Source organism: Sphingobacterium sp. UBA1897, assembly GCF_002337775.1.
Classification (GTDB): domain Bacteria; phylum Bacteroidota; class Bacteroidia; order Sphingobacteriales; family Sphingobacteriaceae; genus Sphingobacterium; species Sphingobacterium siyangense.
The window spans coordinates 24,359-41,421 of the sequence record NZ_DDGR01000014.1; the positions used below are offsets into that span (position 1 = coordinate 24,359).

A 17,063-nucleotide genomic window follows, 5' to 3' on the forward strand; every position below is an offset into this window, starting at 1 on the left:
AGCAAGCTTGATAACAGATATTATTTTTTCTAATTCATCATTTTCTTACAATGAGCATCATAACCTGCTAAGTCAAATAATGCTATAAACGCATCTTTGAAGTCTTTATAGTTGAACTCCTTATAATCAAATATATTTTGTCCAAGGGAATGAGATTCGCGATTTATGAACCTATAAAAAGCCTGAAATCTATTACTATTAAGCGGTTCTTGATTAAAGAAATTATTTAAGTCTTTTTTCTCTACAAAGTTAAAAAAATACTCAATTATGTTTCTCATACAGTTTGCAATCAAAGCGGGGTGCTGGCTTTCATCCTTTATTACATACCAATATGCTTGGTAATCATTTTGGATTTCTTCATATTTCATTGTTTTAAATAAACTACCTTGATCAGACTTTGCAAGACGGAATAACTTTTGGGTTTCTTTTCTGTCTTCATGTTTAGTTTCGGTTATTTCATAAAAGAAATATAGGCTATGTGTTAGAATAAATACTTGTTCATAATTATATAGCCAATCTATTTGATCCTTATTCTTTTTTTTCTTTGGAAAAAACTCTTTCTTTATAAGTCTTCCGACATTAAATACATAAATATGGGATAGACTGGAAATTGGATCATCAATTATTATTATCTTCTTGAGTCCAAGATCGTCAGCTCCTTTTCTACCTCTACATAACTCAATAAAATAAAGAAAACTAATAATCATTTTTTCACCTTCACTTAATGATCGGAATACTTTCTCAACTTCCTCTCCTCTAACAATTTTATAAAGATTTTTCGAATGCTTTTGAATATTAAACTCGGAAATACCTAAATCCAATAGTCCATCATTAATATTTTTGATAGCTTCATCAACATTTATTGTTCTTCCTTGTTGCTCCTGAATAATTTCAAATTGTATTTTAAGTAATCCTTCAATTTGTACAATTACTTCCATTATACTATCTAATTTCTTAGTAATCCTATCTTTCTCTGTAACAAAAGCTTTAATACTTTGGTCGTAATTCCATCGCATTAAAGACCAAAAATCCTTTTTAATTTTCGCCCGCACTGCCGCTTCTTGATCTAGATTTGAATTATGTTGTATAATTGACTCGTTAGCCTTTTCTATCACTAGATTTAATTCCAACACAAATTTGGATGATTCTATGAGTTGTAACGATACACTTGGGGTCTTTATCTTCTCTGAAATAATCTTTTCATTATCTAAAAGCACTTTTTTTAGATTTTCATAAGCGATTTCAAAATCTTTTCTAAAGGGTTCCAATTTAGGATTTGATTCAAAAAGCGATTTATTAGGAAGCTCCTGTATTACTTCATTATATCTATATCTAAAAGATGTTAATCTATTTAGATCCTCTTCATATGAAACATCAAAATAGCTCTTTATATCTTCAATTAATTTATGTGTTAAGGTCGGCTGTTGACAAAACGGACAGTCTATTTCTTTTACTAAATCTAAGTCTGATAAATAAGAGAGTCCCTCCTTAACCCAGTCTGAATTGTTGAGCCTATTTATTAAATACGATACTGAACTATTTGAATTTCCAACAATTTGTTTACTAAATAAATTCGACAACTCAATGTTATTTAGATCAATATTAATGGAATTCAATTCTGTATATTTCGTAGCATTTTCTCCAGATATAGAGGTTGATATGTCTTTAAGATCATCAATTGTTTTATTAGGTTTCTCAGAGGGGCATGCCAAGGAAATAAGATGAGCAGAAAGGTTATCCTTTGAACCTTTGTAACCATCTAAACAAAATTCTAATACCCTATCACCCCCGCTATAGTCCGTTTTAACTTTCCACAGTAAGTTTTTAATTTCTTCTTGCTTTTTATAAAGATTGGTAGATTCAACTATACGTTCTTCATTTCTAGATTTCAACTTGATGTTTAATTGATCTACCTCGGATTGAGCACTAAGAATTTTTATTTCCGCCTCCTTATTTTCTTTAGAGAGTGTAAAAATACCGTTTAAGTTTTCAGGTTCATAAAAATTTTGGTGTATAAATGATTGGTTATATACCAGAATTTCCTTGCTATCGTCCAAACCTTGAATTGAACAGTCTTTATATTTTAGATCTGATATATTTTGAAAATAGGTTGAAAAAGTACTTTTCCCCGTTCCATTTAGGCCATAAATTAGATTAATTTTTCCATCGGTTTTTAAACTAGCAGTCTCTTTATAGCTAGCTACGTTTTTTAAATTTATTTCGGTTAACATATATCTTGGCGATTTGAGGTGACTAATTATAACATTAAATTAGAATTTTTTATTTAATTTAAAATGCAAAAGAACTCTAATTCATTCCAAAATTGAAATATAGTATTCTGACTGAATATTTAGTATAGTTGGATAATAAAAACCGAAACCATTTAAAATAGTAGATTAGAACTTAAATAAGACAACATTAAAATCTATAACAGTAAAAATTATAATGGATTAAGACACAATAACTACTGGGTTTAAACCTTAAAATATCATGTCCTTAACCAATGAAATCACTCTGAAAAGTGCGCCAAAAATGCGCCAAAACTATAACTTTCATACCAATTATAGCCTAAATAATGTAATTTAGCATATAGAATTAATTAACAGAAATATTAACTAGCAGAATGCTTTAGATCAAGTTAAGAGGCTGTAAATGAAGGGGCAGACAATAAAAAAATCCATCCTACCTACGTAAAATGGCTTTTTTGAACGTGACCCCGCTGAGGCTCGAACTCAGGACCCAAAGATTAAGAGTCTTTTGCTTTTTCTCGCCAATACCTCAGCACCCCATCAATAGAATCTTTCTGCAGCATAGCTTGTCGACTGCCGCATAGAATTTTGATACATTTTTCAATATCGCTAACACGGAACCCAATAGCCGATTCCAATTTAAGCCTTTTGAAAATTTCCAGAGCACTAACTTGTTGGTCAAAGTAGCCTTGTTCAATCCAGAATTTGAGAAGCTCGAGCAGCGGTTTGTTAGTTTTTCGGGTGCTACCTTTGGGCGCATTTTTCTTTTTCCAAATGATGCGCGTGCCTTCTCCTTTTTTGGAATATTTGATATGAGAAAATCCTTTATAACCATCTTCGTCAATAGCTTTGGTATGGTACAATTGAATATTACCTGCTTTGGTCCCATTAACTATAATTTTTGAAAAGGGGCAATCGAGAAGAAAGGGGAGAAGATCTAACTGATCTTCATTGAAGCGATTTTTGTCGCTTGGTTTTATAATGAAACTAAAGACGTAATTATTGGGTTTGCCTAGGAGAAAGGAAAGTTCATCATCGCGCATGTCTATTTCATTCAATCGTTCGATCACTTGGCAGATGATTACATAGTCCATTCTGGACATAATTACGTCTGGCTTTTCCGCATTCCGGATAGATGGCCTCTGAATAATTTCAATCAAGGGTATAAAAATTGATGAGATTAGAACTCAAATGATATTTTGACTTTGCCCCCCAATCCCTTTTCAACAACATCAAACAATGTTTTTAGCGTAATGTTACTTCCGTTATTTTCAATTTTCGAAATATATTCACGCTTTTTATCGATGAGTTCTGCGAGCTCGGATTGGGTAATATTTCTTCCTTCGCGTGCTTTTTTAAGGAGCAACCCAATTTTAAAAGATTCAAAATCTCTATCTAATTCATCTCTTCTTTGTGTGCCTACTTTTCCGTAAGTATCATCTTTAATATTTTTCCAATTCTTAGTTTCCATCTTCTCTACCTTTGTGTTCGCAATATTCAGCCATGATATTTAATGCTTTTTTGATCTGATTCAAAATACACGCCATATATTGGATCCAAGCTGAATCCTAGCTTCATATAATCCGTCGGTTCCAGTTAAATGTTTTAAATAGTTACTGAGTGTCCGTTCGAGAGTTTCTATTGCTCCAATTATTTTACAAATTTTGTCCTGTACCTTTTGGGGTGATTCAAAAGTCTTGAAAATAATTTTAAAAGCAATTACCTCTCTTATTCTCATTTTTTAAAGGTAATTTAAAAGTTACTTTTTATCAAGTTTTTAATCGTTTGTTTTAGTAAACTTTTCCCAAACACTTTTTATAACTTCCTTTTCTTTACTGTTTTTAGGAGAAAGATGTTGGTATAGCCCTTCTAAACTTTTAAGTTTCGCCACATGTCTGGAAGTACTTATTCCTACCAACACTTTTTCTACGAAATCAGTATCAGAAAGTGAAACAACTTCTTTATCCACTTTTTCATGCGTATTACTTACTTCCCAATCATCTGGTGGTATTATGTCTTCTAGGTTACATTCTGTCTCTTTAGCGATTGACGGGTAGTCAGCGCTGTTGTATTGGTCGGGCCTATTAGGGTCTTCAATATTTCCAACATAATTAGGATTTCTTTCCAGATCAATTGAAAGTGCATATGGAGATTTTCCAGCAATGCATCGCCTGAGAGCTACAGCATTAGTAACATATAGTGAGAAACGATTGATCTTTTTCATTCCCCATTTTACAATACATATCTGTAATACTATTGTTAAAAAACTATACGTAAATTTTGTAAAAATCGAAATATTACGTATGTTTGTTTAACGAATAATTCCTCAGAGTGGATTATTCAAGTATTATATGGCTTTTGATGCTGAATCTTGCCCCTGAAAACCTAGGAAATTTTCACTAAACGCAAGAGGAGGAGTTCAAAGCCCAATCTCTACCTTTGTAGCAGAAGGAGGGGTGGGCTTGCTCTTTTTCTCGTTTAGGGGCTTCCTAGGGCCTTCAGTGGAGAATGAAGTAAGATCCACCCCTTTTTTTGATGGATATATCTTTCATATAGATTACATTGCTCAATCGCTAATGATTATAAACTGAGCAATGATGAGAAAGCAATTATTTAAGAACATTATCCGAAATCCGGAATAATTAATCGAACTCTTCAGATTATTCTGACTTCACCAGCTATGGAGGATGTTTCGCCAATATTGATGCCTTGTAAAATTCCATTCACACACCTCTAGCTTCTCTATTAATAAAATTTTAACTGTGGCCCACGGCCTGAAAAATAGCTGATTTCTTTCGGACAGGAACTGCTATGCATTCAGGTCAGATTCAAAACTTAAAATATGAAATCCCAATGCACAGACATTCTGTTTTTCGAAAGAACGCTTTATGAAGTTCACCAATCTGATTATTACCCGCTAAAAGACATTGAAGCTTTTTGGAAGCAATATCCAATTGGTCTAATTAGAGACAATCTTATTGAACTTCAATCAAAAGTAAAATCAGAGGCGCTCTCTGGATTCTCACTAGACGTATTGAGAGCTCTTGTTGCTTATCTAAAGGCACATTTAAGCAATTTGGATTTGGTTCCACTATCTCTTTCGGAAGTTTTCGAAACAAGTAAAGAAGAGTTAAAGGCAACCAAGGAAATCTCCGATTTCTTCCTTCGGGTATCCCCATCCAACACCAATTCCTAGTATCATGAAAAAGTTAAAATTACAATCCAATAGCAGTGCACTGCTCTATATTCAAATACTAAAGATTACAGTACTTGTGATCTTATATGCCTTATTAGCGACATTAAAGCTATCCGCTCAATCCTTATCCCTGTCAATTGATATTCAGAAAGATACAAGCATTCATCCATTAAATATTGGTGACCCTATTCCGGATAAACTATGGAATACAGTATTGCCTGTCATGTATGATCCGCAGCAAAGAGAGCATATTCAGTTGAAAGATTTGCAAACAAAGAAGCTTATTATAATCGACTTTTGGGCAACTTGGTGTGCACCTTGTATCGCCTCAATCAAAAAACTTCAGGTGATTGAACAGAAGTACGCCGATAAGTTCGTCCTTTTGCCTGTTACCTATGAGAATCTTGACTTGCTGCAGCGGCAGATGGCAAAACTCAACTTTCATCCGTTTAGCGTGTATTCGGATCCGCAACTGCTTCAGTATTTTCCGCATCGTAGTATTCCGCATCAGGTATGGATCATGGACAATAAAGTCGTCCATATCGGTGCAGCGGTAGATGCTAATGAAAAAAATATTGCACTTGCACTCGATGGATATCTACCCCAAATGGAAGTCAAAGCCGAATTTATGGACTTTAGCCTGACCATGCCACTGGATGAATTTGCCAAGCGTGCAAATATCCCTATCTATAAAAAGTCTGTTATGACGGGCTATTTAAAGGGTATCAGCGGGAGCAATGGCGTCATGAAGACCAACGGCCAGAAGTTGTTATATTATAATAACGCATGGGTCCTGAGTATGCTTGCCTATGCGACCAATATGCCACTCAATAGAATATCAGCCAATACGGTAAAATGGGCAAATAACAGCATCATCAGCAAACAGGGCTGCTATCAACTGATCGCTCCCGAAATTACTTCCGATGACCAAATGAAAGTCTGGTTTCTGGATGATTTGCAAGCTTCCTTTAACTGCCAGGTGCATAAGGAAATTCGCGATATGCAGGTGATAAAGATCGTAAAGCCGGGAATCAGTCCTGCGGCGAAGCTTGAAAAATTAAAATATAGGATTGATCTGAAATCCTTCATCGCACTGTTAAATGCCAACTTTAAATGGAAGGTAGATATGCCCATCTATATGACAGAGTTGCCTTTAGAGACGAGCATCTATGCCAATGAACCTATTGCCCCGCTTGCCAAGGATCAAACTCGTTTAGCTGCATTCTTAAAGCGAAATGGCCTGACACTTACCCATGCCGTTGAATCTTTGGAAATGCTTGTTGTTGACCCTAAAAATGAATCTGCACGATGAAAAGAATAGTATACTGTATAGTAACAGTGCTTGGCTTGGTTTCACAGGCCTTTGCGCAGAAAATATTAAATGGACTTGTGACAAATGATAAGGGGCAGGCGCTGCAGCACACCACAGTCAGAAATTTAGCATCCAATATCGCTACATCGACAGACGCTGAAGGAAAATTTTCGATTGCAGCAAATCCGAAAGACTCCATACGGATTATGATTTTGGGCTATGCCCCCCAAACAATGACTGCAAAGGATTGGCCCAAGGACGGAATTGTACGTTTAGTAAGTAAGGTCGTCATGCTCGAAGATGTGGAAGTGGTGCATACAGGATTTCAGCGCCTACGAAAGGATCAGATCACAGGATCTGTCGATGTGATCTCTGAAAAGATGCTCAATAGGACGGCTGGTACAAATATCCTGTCACGTATTGAGGGGCTTTCTCCGGGTATCCAATTCAATAAAGGAGATGCTGCGGAAACTGACGCTTTTTTGATCCGTGGGCGGAGCACAATTTCTGCAGAAGCAAAGCCGCTCATTGTTGTAGATGATTTTCCTTACGAGGGGGATATCAGTCAGATCAACCCCAGTGACGTGGTCTCGGTGTCAATTTTAAAGGATGCGGCATCGGCGAGTATCTGGGGTGCTCGTGCTGGAAATGGCGTGATCGTCATTAAAACCAAACAGGGACTGAGCGATAAATTGAGAATTGATTTTAAGTCTGACTTTGCCCTACAGAATCGACCTGATCTGAACAATTTAAAATGGATCAAGTCAGCCGATATGATCGAATTTGAAAAGCTGCGGTTTGCGCAAGGTGCCTACGACAACTTATTGAATGGACCTTATTACCTGACACCGATCACACCTGTGGTAGAGTTACTGTTTAAGAAAAGAAGCAATCCCGATGATGCGACAATTGATGCCCAGATTGAGCAAATGAAAAGTAATGATGCAAGAAAAGATATCGCACAGTACTTGTATAGACCAAGCTTTCGCCAACAATATCATCTGGCGATCTCGGGCAGGTCAAAGCAGGTGTCTCATATGACTTCGGTAGGTTATTTTAAGGAACTGTCGAATTTACGTGGTACTTCGGATGATAGACTGACCATAAGAAACAACAATACATTTCGGCTTTCGCCAATTATCGAGCTATCGCACAATTTGCAATATACGTACACGAGGCAAAAAGCAAATGCCAATCCGGGTTATCTGATTATGGACAATAGTGAAATATATCCATATGCTTCATTGGTCGATGCGGATGGCAGTCCTCAGAATGTTTATCTGAACTATCCCAAAGCCTATTTGGATACGGTGGGAGGAGGAAATTTAAAAGATTGGTCTTTTAATTCTGTGCGTGATCTCAATACTGTCGCCAATAAAACGGCTGGTTATAATCTAACAAATAACATAGCACTTGTCGTCAAACCAATCACAGATCTCTCCGTTAGCCTAAGATATCAATATCAGATCGGTTCTGACGGCAACGACAATCACTACAATAGCGGATCATATCTAGTGAGAAGGCTTTCCAACCAATATGCTTACAAAAAGAATGGCAACTGGACGAGTGCTATTCCCGAAGGTGGAATATTGGATTTCAACGAAAGCACGCTGCAGTCGCATCAGGGACGTATACAAGTTGACTATACCAAAAAAATCGATGATCATATCCGCATGGATGCGATGGCTGGTTATGAAATCCGGTCGAAAATCGAACAGGGCAAATATGGTCGTTATTATGGCTATGTTGATGATCGTATGTCTGTAGCGAGGGACGTAGATTACATAACGAATTTCACCTTGTTGAGCAATGGGGCATTGGCTAAAGTTCCCGCAGTGTCGGGTGTAAACAAGCAGACAGATAACTTCTTGTCCTGGTTTGCAAATACGGTGGTCTCTTATAAGGATCGGCTTTTTATTTCGGGTAGCGTACGCAAAGATGAGGCTAATCTATTTGGTGTGGAAACGAATGCCAAGGGTACACCTTTCTGGTCTGCAGGTCTTCGCTGGGAAACGGGACTATTGGATAGGCTGGCGCTAAGGGCTTCCTACGGTGTCAATGGGAATATATCCCGAATGGCTACCGCGATGACGACCATACAATATATTTCCTATACCATTTCGGGACTGCCTGCTGCCACGCTCAACTCACCGCCAAACAAAAGCCTGCGCTGGGAAAAGATCAATACAGCTAATTTTGGTGCCGACTTCTCGGTTTTTGAAAAACGCTTATCGGGCTCATTGGATTACTACCTAAAAAATGGTCGTGACCTCCTCTCACAGGCTCCTATGGATCCTACCTTGGGCATCACATCTTTCTTCGGCAATGTCGCTTCGATGGACGGTAATGGGGTAGACTTAACCCTTCAATCAAAAAATATGAATGCTGCTCTGACCTGGAATACATTCCTAAATCTGAGTTATAGCAATAGTAAGGTGAAAAAATACCTAATGCCCAAGAGCGTATCACCGATGCCGTATTTAGGCAGCTCAGGAATTAGCCCCTTGGAAGGAAAGCCCTTATATGCAGTTTTCAGTTATCCGTGGAAGGGTTTGGATCCTACAAATGGTAATCCACAGGGAATCGCTAACGGCGAGGTATCAGAAGATTATAAAAGTATACTGAACAATACACGCATAGAGGATATGGTATATAACGGTCCGATGCAATCGCCTTGGTATGGTTCTTTGCGCAATGAATGGACTTATAAAAATGTAGGTCTTTCGGTCAATCTCAGTTTCAAATTTGGCGGTTACTTCCGTACCTCATCGTTCCTTAGTTCAACTTTGTTGGCTGGGTTTAGCGGCCATGCCGATTATGCCAAAAGATGGCAGACGGCAGGGGATGAATTGAAGACAGCTATTCCCTCGCTCGATTTAACGAGAAATTCAGACCGCGATCAGTTTTATAAATACTCGGATGTATTGGTTCAAAAATCAGACAATATCCGTGTGGAAGATATCTTGCTGTACTACGGATTTAACCCTGAATCCTTGCATCGCTGGGGACTACAAAATGCACGTGTGTTTGCTCAGGTGCAAAGCCCGAATTGGGCATGGCTAGGGAATAGGGTGGGTGTCGACCCCAATTACAATAATGTGCCTAAAGCACAGCCGACTTTTGTTTTTGGTCTAAGTTTTACATTTTAAGATGCAGCGATGATGAGAAATTTTAGCATACTTTTTTTACTTTCTACAATCCTATTTTACGGATGTTCGAAGACGGATTTTTTGGATGCCAAACCCGATCAGAGTTTGGTCGTCCCAACCTCGCTCGAAGATTTTCAGGCTATACTGGACAATGATTTTGATATGAATGGTGTTCCTAATGGTTTGGGATTGGTGCCCGAACTCGGGGAGATAGGTTCGGATGATTATTACCTGACGGCTGATCTGTATCAAAATCGTCTGACAAGTCTCTATCGCGATTTTTATACCTGGTCAAAAGATGCCAATTCAGGCGATAATCTCAACGACTGGGATCGAGGTTACAACTGTGTTTTTATGGCCAATATTGTGCTGGATGGTCTATCGCAAATGAAGGCAGGAAGTTACGATATGACAAGATGGAAGGGAATCCGTGCAGCGGCTCTCTTCTATCGGGCACACGCATTTTACCAATTGGCGCAGGTATTTTCTTACCCTTTTGGTATGAGTGATAGGGAGCAATATGGTATTCCACTTCGGTTGAATGCCGATGTTTCGGAAAAAATAAGCCGAAGCACAATTACGGAAACGTATATGCAGATAACCAAAGATCTAATGGATGCTGTTGAGTCACTACCTGCAACCTCTGCTTACAAAGAGCGGCCTTCCAAGGCAGCGTGCCATGCATTACTAGCTAGGGTATATCTTTCCATGCGTGATTATGACAAAGCTTTGAATGCGGCAAATGCCAGCTTGGCTATCGTTGATGGATTGCTAGACTATAATAAACTATCAGCATCGGCTAATTACCCTTTTCAAGGATCGGGGATCATGGATACGGAAGTGCTGTTTAAAAGTACATTTGTAACCCGCTCAGGCATCACAAGTCCGCTGAGTATTTTTATCGCTAAAATAGATTCCAACTTATATCAAAGCTACGTGAAGGAAGATCTGCGGAAAGGGGTATTTTTTAGAACGGCAACGCCCAGTGGTTTTCGGTACAAAGGAAGTTTTTATGCCAGCACGGCTTTTTTTGTTGGGCTGGCGACAGATGAGGTTTATCTGATTAAAGCAGAGTGTCTGGCAAAGCTGGGAAAGACGCAAGATGCTGTTGAGACAATTGAGAAACTAAGAAGAAATCGATTCTCGGCGAGTTCGGATCTGTACAAAGTTCCCGCGTCGGTTGCATCGGATCAGGTTGCCTTAATAAAATTTGTGCGCGAGGAACGCAGACGAGAGTTGATTTTTAGAGGTTTGAGGTGGACGGATCTACGACGGTATAATACGGAAGGGGAGACATTGGCATTCCATCGGGTATTGGGTAATGAAACCTACACGCTGGAGCCAAATGATAAGCGCTATGCTTTTCTAATACCAAGTTTGATCATGGGTTATAATCCAGATATGGCTCAAAATCCAAGATAAATGCAAAAGGCTCCAATTAGAATCGGAGCCTTTTGTTTTGTGCAACTTGTTTATTGATTGTCCAACGGTTCGCGCTCAATTGTTTGAACGGCTGATGTACCATCATTCACAGTAGAAGCACTGGGGTTTGTACTGAGGCCTTTCATACAGATTTCGGTATCTGTAACTGGAGCTTGACAATCCGGACTAGATGGCTGCGACGGGCTTTGTCCGATAAAGGTGTAACTTCCTGCAGCATCTCGATGATACCAGTACAGACCATCTGCTTTTTTCTCAGCATTTTTAAAACTATTAAATCCAATAAAGGATGCCATTGCAACGGCCACAGCTACTGCGGCTTTTGCATTAAATTTCATTTTTTTCATACGTTTAGCGTATTTCTATAATTTATAATTGTGTTTTCCCTTTTCGATAGACTATTACGACCGATCTAGGACGAGAAGCCCTTAGTCTTTTGGCAGACGCGCCCTTCTGCCGAACCAGCCTAGGGTTCAGCTTCCGCTGTAACAGCTATTGCTAATTTCTTTATGAACCTAACCTCGTCATCAATTTCCTCTGATGCGAAATCCTTATCTTTCTATCAAGCAGTAGGCCTATAGTACATGCAATCGAGATCAGGCCATTGACCCAAAGATGTGCTTTCCAGCTGATCGGAAATTCAAGAATACAATCACAGGGTATACTGCCCCAGGTATCGCGTAGGGCAAGAATCACATAGCTTGAAAAAATAAGCATCAGTATAAGCGTTGCCCAAAATCCCAATCTTTTTGTCCCTTCAAAAATAAAGAGGATGCCTGTGGCTAATTCCACGGCTGGCAGGATATACGACAGTACAATGCCATATTGATCGGCAAAAGGCTGTCTGATCATGGATGCGCGAAATTCGGTGTAGGTGAATACCTTTTTCGATCCGACATAGATCCAGAGGCAGAGCAAAGCAAAAGTCAATACCTGCAAGACAAACTCCTGGGGATGCTTCCTGATGTACGAAACCACCCCAGTGAATTTGCGCCCTAACCAGTTACGTGACCTCACGTTTTGAACTGTATTCGCTGCTGCGGCCCCATCATACTGTATATATTTTCCGTTTTGTTCCATAGTCTTTTTTGTTAACCGTTTACTAAGTTTTACAATGCTAAATTACAGCGATAAAAGGGCGAGCGTTAAGCAGAAAACAAGCGATCGATTGGCAGAAAACAGGATTGGTTAGGAAGGCGGTTCTTGTGCAGATAAGGGGGCATTGCTTGCATTTTCCTGCTGTTGCTTAAAAGATCCCGGAGTAAGTCCTGTCTGGTTTTTGATAAATTTGTTGAGTTCAATAACACTGCTAAATCCACACTCTTCGGCCGTAGTAGCCAATTTCTCATTGCCCACGATAGTGGAAGCAATATGATGCAATAGCAGCTGATTCCGATAATCATGAAATGTGCACTTATACTTTTTTTTATGTTCTTCGTTGATATAATCTCTAGATTTCGACAATACTTGGGCTATATCCGATAACCGAACCTGAGCCCCTTGGTGCAGCACCATCATTTGCAATAAATTACGTGCCTGGTCGATCAATTTTTCCTTGCCATCCTCGCTTATCTTAAACCGGCTTAGCTGGATCAGAAAGATCAGCTGCTTTAAGATCATATGTTCATTGTCCAGGATATTTGGGTTGATCTTGCTGAAAAGCAATTGTAGTTGCCGTATGGTGACATCACCAACATGAAAGGTAACGCTCCTGCCCGACAGAGCTGACTGATTTTTCTTTGCCTGTACCAGATGCTCCAAAAAACTAAAATGCCGATTGGCGGGCGGCCGAAAGAGCCCCGCATCCAAAATAAAGCCCACCAGTATATGATGACCCTTGGGGACAGTAAGTCGGTATTCGCCTTTGGCAAGATAAAGATAAGCGCCCCGCCCTTCGACAAATTCCGTAACAAAATTCTGTGTGTAATGGCTTTGTCTTAAGGGGGACTCACTCAGCAAAGGGTAAGTAAGATGTAGGTCGCCCATGGAGGTATATATGGGGATGTTTTCTTCATGTTCCATCCAAAATTCATAATAATAGAGATAGCCATAGCGGCCATCAAAAGTCTGCTCGCAGATGCAGTTATGTACCGATTGCCAATGCTGTACCTGGGCATTGCGAATAGGATAAACCGGACGCTGTGGCGGAGAGGTAACAGGCTCATATTCCTGTGGAAGGACAAAGTCATAACTTCTTTCCATAAAAAGCAACTTTAGATAATGAAGGCTGGTTTAACTGCTTGATTTTCTGTTTTTAATCCGTCAAAAAATGAATTCTACTAAAAGATGATCAGGTTACCAAAAAAAAGTGTGCATAGGTCTGGGGAGATGGCGAACAGGTTTAGGAGTAGGGTGAATTTTAACGGAGTAAAAAAATGGCATTTCACCCTAATCCAAAACCTATGTACCCAAAAATGAAGTTGATGTCTTGGATTTCTGCCAAATTCGCCACTGTGATCACCCCGCTTTCCTGGCCCGAAAGCAAAGCGACCAAACGGGGCAAGTTTGGTGCTGGACGAATACAAAAAAGATGAAATCAATATGGAACAGCTCTTTATAGAATTGCAGCTTTTGGCTAACCAGGCGCTTTGCACGTTTTCCCATGCGGAAACAGCTCAGCTCTTGAGCGACACCGAAGAGGAAAAATGTGATATCTACTACTTCTAAGTATTAGTAGTAACCTGATGGGTGATCCGGACACCCTTTTTTGATAACCAATTAGTCGAACTCGTATGAACAATATACCTCAAAGTATGGGGAATGACCCCGATTTAATGACAGATACATTAGCTCTGAGTAGCCACAGCTGGCATAGATCGCTCAAAGCTGTAGCACTCTTATACCACTGGCAATTGATTACGCATGCAGGGGGCCTAATCCATTTCCTGCGAATACATCAGGAATGGTCCAATCAGCAGCATTATCAGGTAGATGACAATTTATTAGCGCAGCTGATCAAAGCTTGGCCTAGCAATGATCTGGGACCTCGCATCTGGGCATGCTTGCATATTGGTCCATATGGCCTGATCGCAAGGGTGTTGATGCTGCTCGGGCATAAACTGGCCATATTATTGCGTTCGGATGTTTTTGAAGCACAGGGACAGATTTACAGGAAGCAGTTCCGGCTCTCCTTTGGCCGGGAAGCTACCGAGGACGAATTAATCTTCATTCGTGCTGATCAGGGCAATCCGCTCTTAAAGCTCAGGGAAGCACTGCGGAAGAACTACGCCCTGATCTTTTTTATCGATGGGCAGCTTAGTGCTGGTCCCGCCTCAAAGGGATGGGTACCAGTCAGACTGCATGGATCGGAGCTGCTTTTACGGGAAGGGATTGCTATCCTGAGCTATTGGACAAGAATACCGATTAGAACTGCCATCATGACAATTGTAGATGGGCAGATAACGCTTCGCTGTGGAGAGGACGGACGATATGTGAACAGTAAATCCGACTACCAACCGGCACTGCAGCATATCCTTGATCTTGTAGGGGACCTTGCTTCGAAAGAACTGATTCAATGGGAATGCTTGCCAGCAATCTTTGATCATGAGCTGCTGATAAAACAAGAGCAGATGCCTTTACAAAGCTGTTGGCTTCCGATTGTTGTGGGGGAGGAAAGAATGCTCTTTGATCTGGCGACTCGCCGTTCGGTGGTTATTGGAATCAAGGAATTTGAAATAGCCTGTCAAAAGTTCAGAAAAATATGGTTGAACGTTTAAACGTATTTTTTTTGGGCTAAGGTTGTGTAAATCTTCTTTATTTGATAAATTGTCTCTTAAAATAATTTATTTGTTAAAATAAAGATTTTTTTTTTCTTATTACCTAAACCAATTATGAGCAAGGACAGGATTCTTAAACCATTATCGACGAGTTTTCACCTTATTTTCTGGGGATGCTATTTTGCTTTGATTAGCCTAGTCAATATCTATAAATTCGGCTGGTGGCATGTATTTGTTATCATAGTAATGGCCCCTTTAATGTTGGGCATTAGCTATACCAATCGGGCTTGGTTGAGACGGGTGTTATTTAAGCGTTTTACCATGCAGCGGATGGGGAGTGTAATTGGGTATTTTCTGCTGACAGCTTTGGCAATTTTTCTGCTACTATATGAATTTCCGACAGAGCTGAGCCGGAAAGTACTCAAGAACCCCAAATTGTTCAGGGCGGTAGACTTTGGAATTGATGTATTTACTTTCTATATGACTTTTGTTCTTAAGGGCATTTTAATTCTGGCTATAGAGATCATTTACAATTTCAGTGTGGGGCTTTTCAGACATTTGGGATTGAAAAGGAAGCAATCCCTAGAAAGTCTGAAAGCCAAGTTTTTTCGTAACTGGGCCGTTCATTTTATGGGCAATCTAACGCAGAGCTTCACTCGTTTGGCACAAAAAAAAACTAGTGCATTAGCCCGGATTAATCTTTTCTTTGGTCTGGAAGCTTATGCCATGCGAAAGATGAACTTTGGACAAAGTATATCGGGAAAATTGGAAGATGAGCTCTTTTATCTGCGGCAGCTGATGCGGCTGTATGGTGAGCATCACATTCATCTGCAGTCGGATATTCAGGACTGGAGTCACCCGACTATTCCCCTGATGCTCTTGAGCCTGTATAAAAACATGGTCAAACACGGCGATTTTAGTGACAGCTCTTTTGAAAGTATTATTTATGTATTTAGTGATACTGAAAGGGTATCAATAAGCTGTACGAATAAGGTCTCCTCACAGTCTGCCTGGATCTTCGAAGAAGGAGGCACTGGTTTAGAACAATTGACAAAATTGCTCCGTCTGGAATACGGTGAAAAATTTTCCTTGATAAAACAAATGGCTGACGGCATATTTTACTTGAACTTGGATATAAATTTTTAACATGGATACAATAAAAAAAATATTAAAACAGGAGGGACGGCTCCAAAAAATCTGTGTGGGGATTGTGGATGACGATCCGGATGTTGTAGATGATCTTAAAAGATACGTAGACTTGACAGATGGTGTTGAATGTGTGTATGCGACGACCAATCCCAAGGAAGCCTTGGTGGCCTTGCGTCGCTTAAAATTGGATATTCTATTTCTTGATATTGAGATGCCTATCGTTGGGGGACTAGATATTTTGGGACAGCTGGAAAGTCTCAAGCGTGGCAACACGGGTATTGCTAATCTTCAGGTGATTGTTTGCAGCACGAATAGAGAAGTAGGCGACAAAATGTTTCACTATGAGGTAACCGATTATTTTCTCAAGCCCTTCGAACAGGAACGCTTTTATAAAGCTATGGACAGAGCAAAAAAGAGAATTCAGCATTATGGCTTAAATAACTTGAATGATGATAATAAGTGCTTTTTCTATGGGGAACGGGGGGCTGTAAAAAAGAGGCTGAACTATGATGAGATCTGTTATATTGAAGCAAAAAATAATCAGACCAGAATATGGATGAATGATAAAACTTTCGTTGAAGTCAACGAATCGTTCGGTAATATGCTCGCCCTGTTACCCAAGGCGAGTTTTGCACAGGTACATCGCAGTGTAGCGGTTTCCCTCAAGTATGTTGTAGGTGTAACTGCTCACCATGTATTCCTTCCTGAGATAGAGATAAACCGTGGTGAAAAGGGGAAATATCAATATTTTGATGAGTGGATTGAACAGAATTCCATTAGTGGTAAGTTTCAAATACATGGTATCGCAAGAGATCAAAAAAACAAAAAGAATACGATGTAAGAGTTAAAACT

Annotated in this window: 13 protein-coding genes and 1 tRNA gene; 7 read left to right on the forward strand and 7 right to left on the reverse strand. The window is 39.5% G+C overall.

What is annotated here, in order from left to right; translation table 11 throughout:
* Positions 1–29: 29 nt before the first annotated feature.
* The 4 genes from B4N43_RS07820 to B4N43_RS07835 form a co-directional block, all read right to left on the reverse strand.
* A complete protein-coding gene (locus B4N43_RS07820; RefSeq protein WP_286733953.1) occupies positions 30–2,231 on the reverse strand; it encodes an AAA family ATPase in 2,202 nt (733 codons plus the stop codon).
* 480 nt (positions 2,232–2,711) lie between these two features.
* Positions 2,712–2,786: transfer RNA gene (locus B4N43_RS07825), tRNA-Lys, on the reverse strand.
* Between the two features lie 643 nt (positions 2,787–3,429).
* Complete coding sequence (locus B4N43_RS07830) at positions 3,430–3,720, reverse strand: helix-turn-helix domain-containing protein (RefSeq protein ID WP_286733954.1); 291 nt, start codon at positions 3,718–3,720, stop codon at positions 3,430–3,432.
* A gap of 306 nt (positions 3,721–4,026) precedes the next feature.
* Positions 4,027–4,473 (reverse strand): hypothetical protein, encoded by a 447-nt coding sequence (locus B4N43_RS07835; protein ID WP_286733957.1) that lies wholly within the window; start codon positions 4,471–4,473, stop codon positions 4,027–4,029.
* A 618-nt stretch (positions 4,474–5,091) separates the two neighbouring features.
* Between B4N43_RS07835 and B4N43_RS07840 the strand changes: the two genes are divergently transcribed.
* Genes B4N43_RS07840 through B4N43_RS07855 form a run of 4 tightly spaced genes read left to right on the forward strand, consistent with a single transcriptional unit; the run spans position 5,092 to position 11,328 of the window.
* Positions 5,092–5,445 carry a hypothetical protein gene (locus tag B4N43_RS07840; protein WP_286733959.1) on the forward strand — a complete coding sequence of 118 codons (354 nt, stop codon included), beginning with the start codon at positions 5,092–5,094 and terminating at the stop codon, positions 5,443–5,445.
* 4 nt (positions 5,446–5,449) lie between these two features.
* A complete protein-coding gene (locus B4N43_RS07845; protein ID WP_286733960.1) occupies positions 5,450–6,757 on the forward strand; it encodes a TlpA family protein disulfide reductase in 1,308 nt (435 codons plus the stop codon).
* Positions 6,754–9,906 carry a SusC/RagA family TonB-linked outer membrane protein gene (locus B4N43_RS07850; RefSeq protein ID WP_286733963.1) on the forward strand — a complete coding sequence of 1,051 codons (3,153 nt, stop codon included), beginning with the start codon at positions 6,754–6,756 and terminating at the stop codon, positions 9,904–9,906. Before B4N43_RS07845 ends, B4N43_RS07850 begins: the two co-directional genes overlap by 4 nt.
* Before the next feature lie 9 nt (positions 9,907–9,915).
* Entirely contained in the window at positions 9,916–11,328 is a 1,413-nt protein-coding gene (locus tag B4N43_RS07855; protein WP_286733966.1) for a RagB/SusD family nutrient uptake outer membrane protein, read from the forward strand.
* Positions 11,329–11,378: 50 nt separating this feature from the next.
* Here B4N43_RS07855 and B4N43_RS07860 read toward each other — a convergent pair whose 3' ends face one another.
* The 3 genes from B4N43_RS07860 to B4N43_RS07870 all read right to left on the reverse strand — a co-directional run bounded on the left by B4N43_RS07860 (position 11,379) and on the right by B4N43_RS07870 (position 13,548).
* Positions 11,379–11,693: a hypothetical protein gene (locus B4N43_RS07860; RefSeq protein ID WP_286733969.1), complete on the reverse strand. Its 315-nt coding sequence runs from the start codon at positions 11,691–11,693 to the stop codon at positions 11,379–11,381.
* A gap of 160 nt (positions 11,694–11,853) precedes the next feature.
* Positions 11,854–12,426, reverse strand: coding sequence for a MauE/DoxX family redox-associated membrane protein (locus B4N43_RS07865; protein ID WP_286733971.1), 573 nt, complete (start codon positions 12,424–12,426; stop codon positions 11,854–11,856).
* 108 nt (positions 12,427–12,534) lie between these two features.
* Positions 12,535–13,548 (reverse strand): helix-turn-helix domain-containing protein, encoded by a 1,014-nt coding sequence (locus B4N43_RS07870; protein ID WP_286733972.1) that lies wholly within the window; start codon positions 13,546–13,548, stop codon positions 12,535–12,537.
* Between the two features lie 530 nt (positions 13,549–14,078).
* On the opposite strand from B4N43_RS07870, the gene B4N43_RS07875 reads away from it, so the two are divergent.
* The 3 genes from B4N43_RS07875 (at position 14,079) to B4N43_RS07885 (ending at position 17,052) form a co-directional block, all read left to right on the forward strand.
* Positions 14,079–15,062, forward strand: coding sequence for a hypothetical protein (locus B4N43_RS07875; protein WP_209575097.1), 984 nt, complete (start codon positions 14,079–14,081; stop codon positions 15,060–15,062).
* A 114-nt stretch (positions 15,063–15,176) separates the two neighbouring features.
* Positions 15,177–16,208: a hypothetical protein gene (locus tag B4N43_RS07880; RefSeq protein ID WP_286733974.1), complete on the forward strand. Its 1,032-nt coding sequence runs from the start codon at positions 15,177–15,179 to the stop codon at positions 16,206–16,208.
* A 1-nt stretch (position 16,209) separates the two neighbouring features.
* Complete coding sequence (locus B4N43_RS07885; protein ID WP_209575093.1) at positions 16,210–17,052, forward strand: LytR/AlgR family response regulator transcription factor; 843 nt, start codon at positions 16,210–16,212, stop codon at positions 17,050–17,052.
* Positions 17,053–17,063 lie beyond the last annotated feature (11 nt).

Bases quoted from the DNA above. Each gene is read 5' to 3' on its own strand.
- B4N43_RS07875 (WP_209575097.1), top strand. From the start codon at position 14,079: ATGAACAATATACCTCAAAGTATGGGGAATGACCCCGATTTAATGACA.
- B4N43_RS07855 (WP_286733966.1), top strand. From the start codon at position 9,916: ATGATGAGAAATTTTAGCATACTTTTTTTACTTTCTACAATCCTATTT.
- B4N43_RS07840 (WP_286733959.1), top strand. From the start codon at position 5,092: ATGAAATCCCAATGCACAGACATTCTGTTTTTCGAAAGAACGCTTTAT.
- B4N43_RS07860 (WP_286733969.1), bottom strand. From the start codon at position 11,693: ATGAAAAAAATGAAATTTAATGCAAAAGCCGCAGTAGCTGTGGCCGTT.
- B4N43_RS07830 (WP_286733954.1), bottom strand. From the start codon at position 3,720: ATGGAAACTAAGAATTGGAAAAATATTAAAGATGATACTTACGGAAAA.
- B4N43_RS07835 (WP_286733957.1), bottom strand. From the start codon at position 4,473: ATGAAAAAGATCAATCGTTTCTCACTATATGTTACTAATGCTGTAGCT.
- B4N43_RS07870 (WP_286733972.1), bottom strand. From the start codon at position 13,548: ATGGAAAGAAGTTATGACTTTGTCCTTCCACAGGAATATGAGCCTGTT.
- B4N43_RS07880 (WP_286733974.1), top strand. From the start codon at position 15,177: ATGAGCAAGGACAGGATTCTTAAACCATTATCGACGAGTTTTCACCTT.
- B4N43_RS07865 (WP_286733971.1), bottom strand. From the start codon at position 12,426: ATGGAACAAAACGGAAAATATATACAGTATGATGGGGCCGCAGCAGCG.
- B4N43_RS07885 (WP_209575093.1), top strand. From the start codon at position 16,210: ATGGATACAATAAAAAAAATATTAAAACAGGAGGGACGGCTCCAAAAA.
- B4N43_RS07850 (WP_286733963.1), top strand. From the start codon at position 6,754: ATGAAAAGAATAGTATACTGTATAGTAACAGTGCTTGGCTTGGTTTCA.
- B4N43_RS07820 (WP_286733953.1), bottom strand. From the start codon at position 2,231: ATGTTAACCGAAATAAATTTAAAAAACGTAGCTAGCTATAAAGAGACT.
- B4N43_RS07845 (WP_286733960.1), top strand. From the start codon at position 5,450: ATGAAAAAGTTAAAATTACAATCCAATAGCAGTGCACTGCTCTATATT.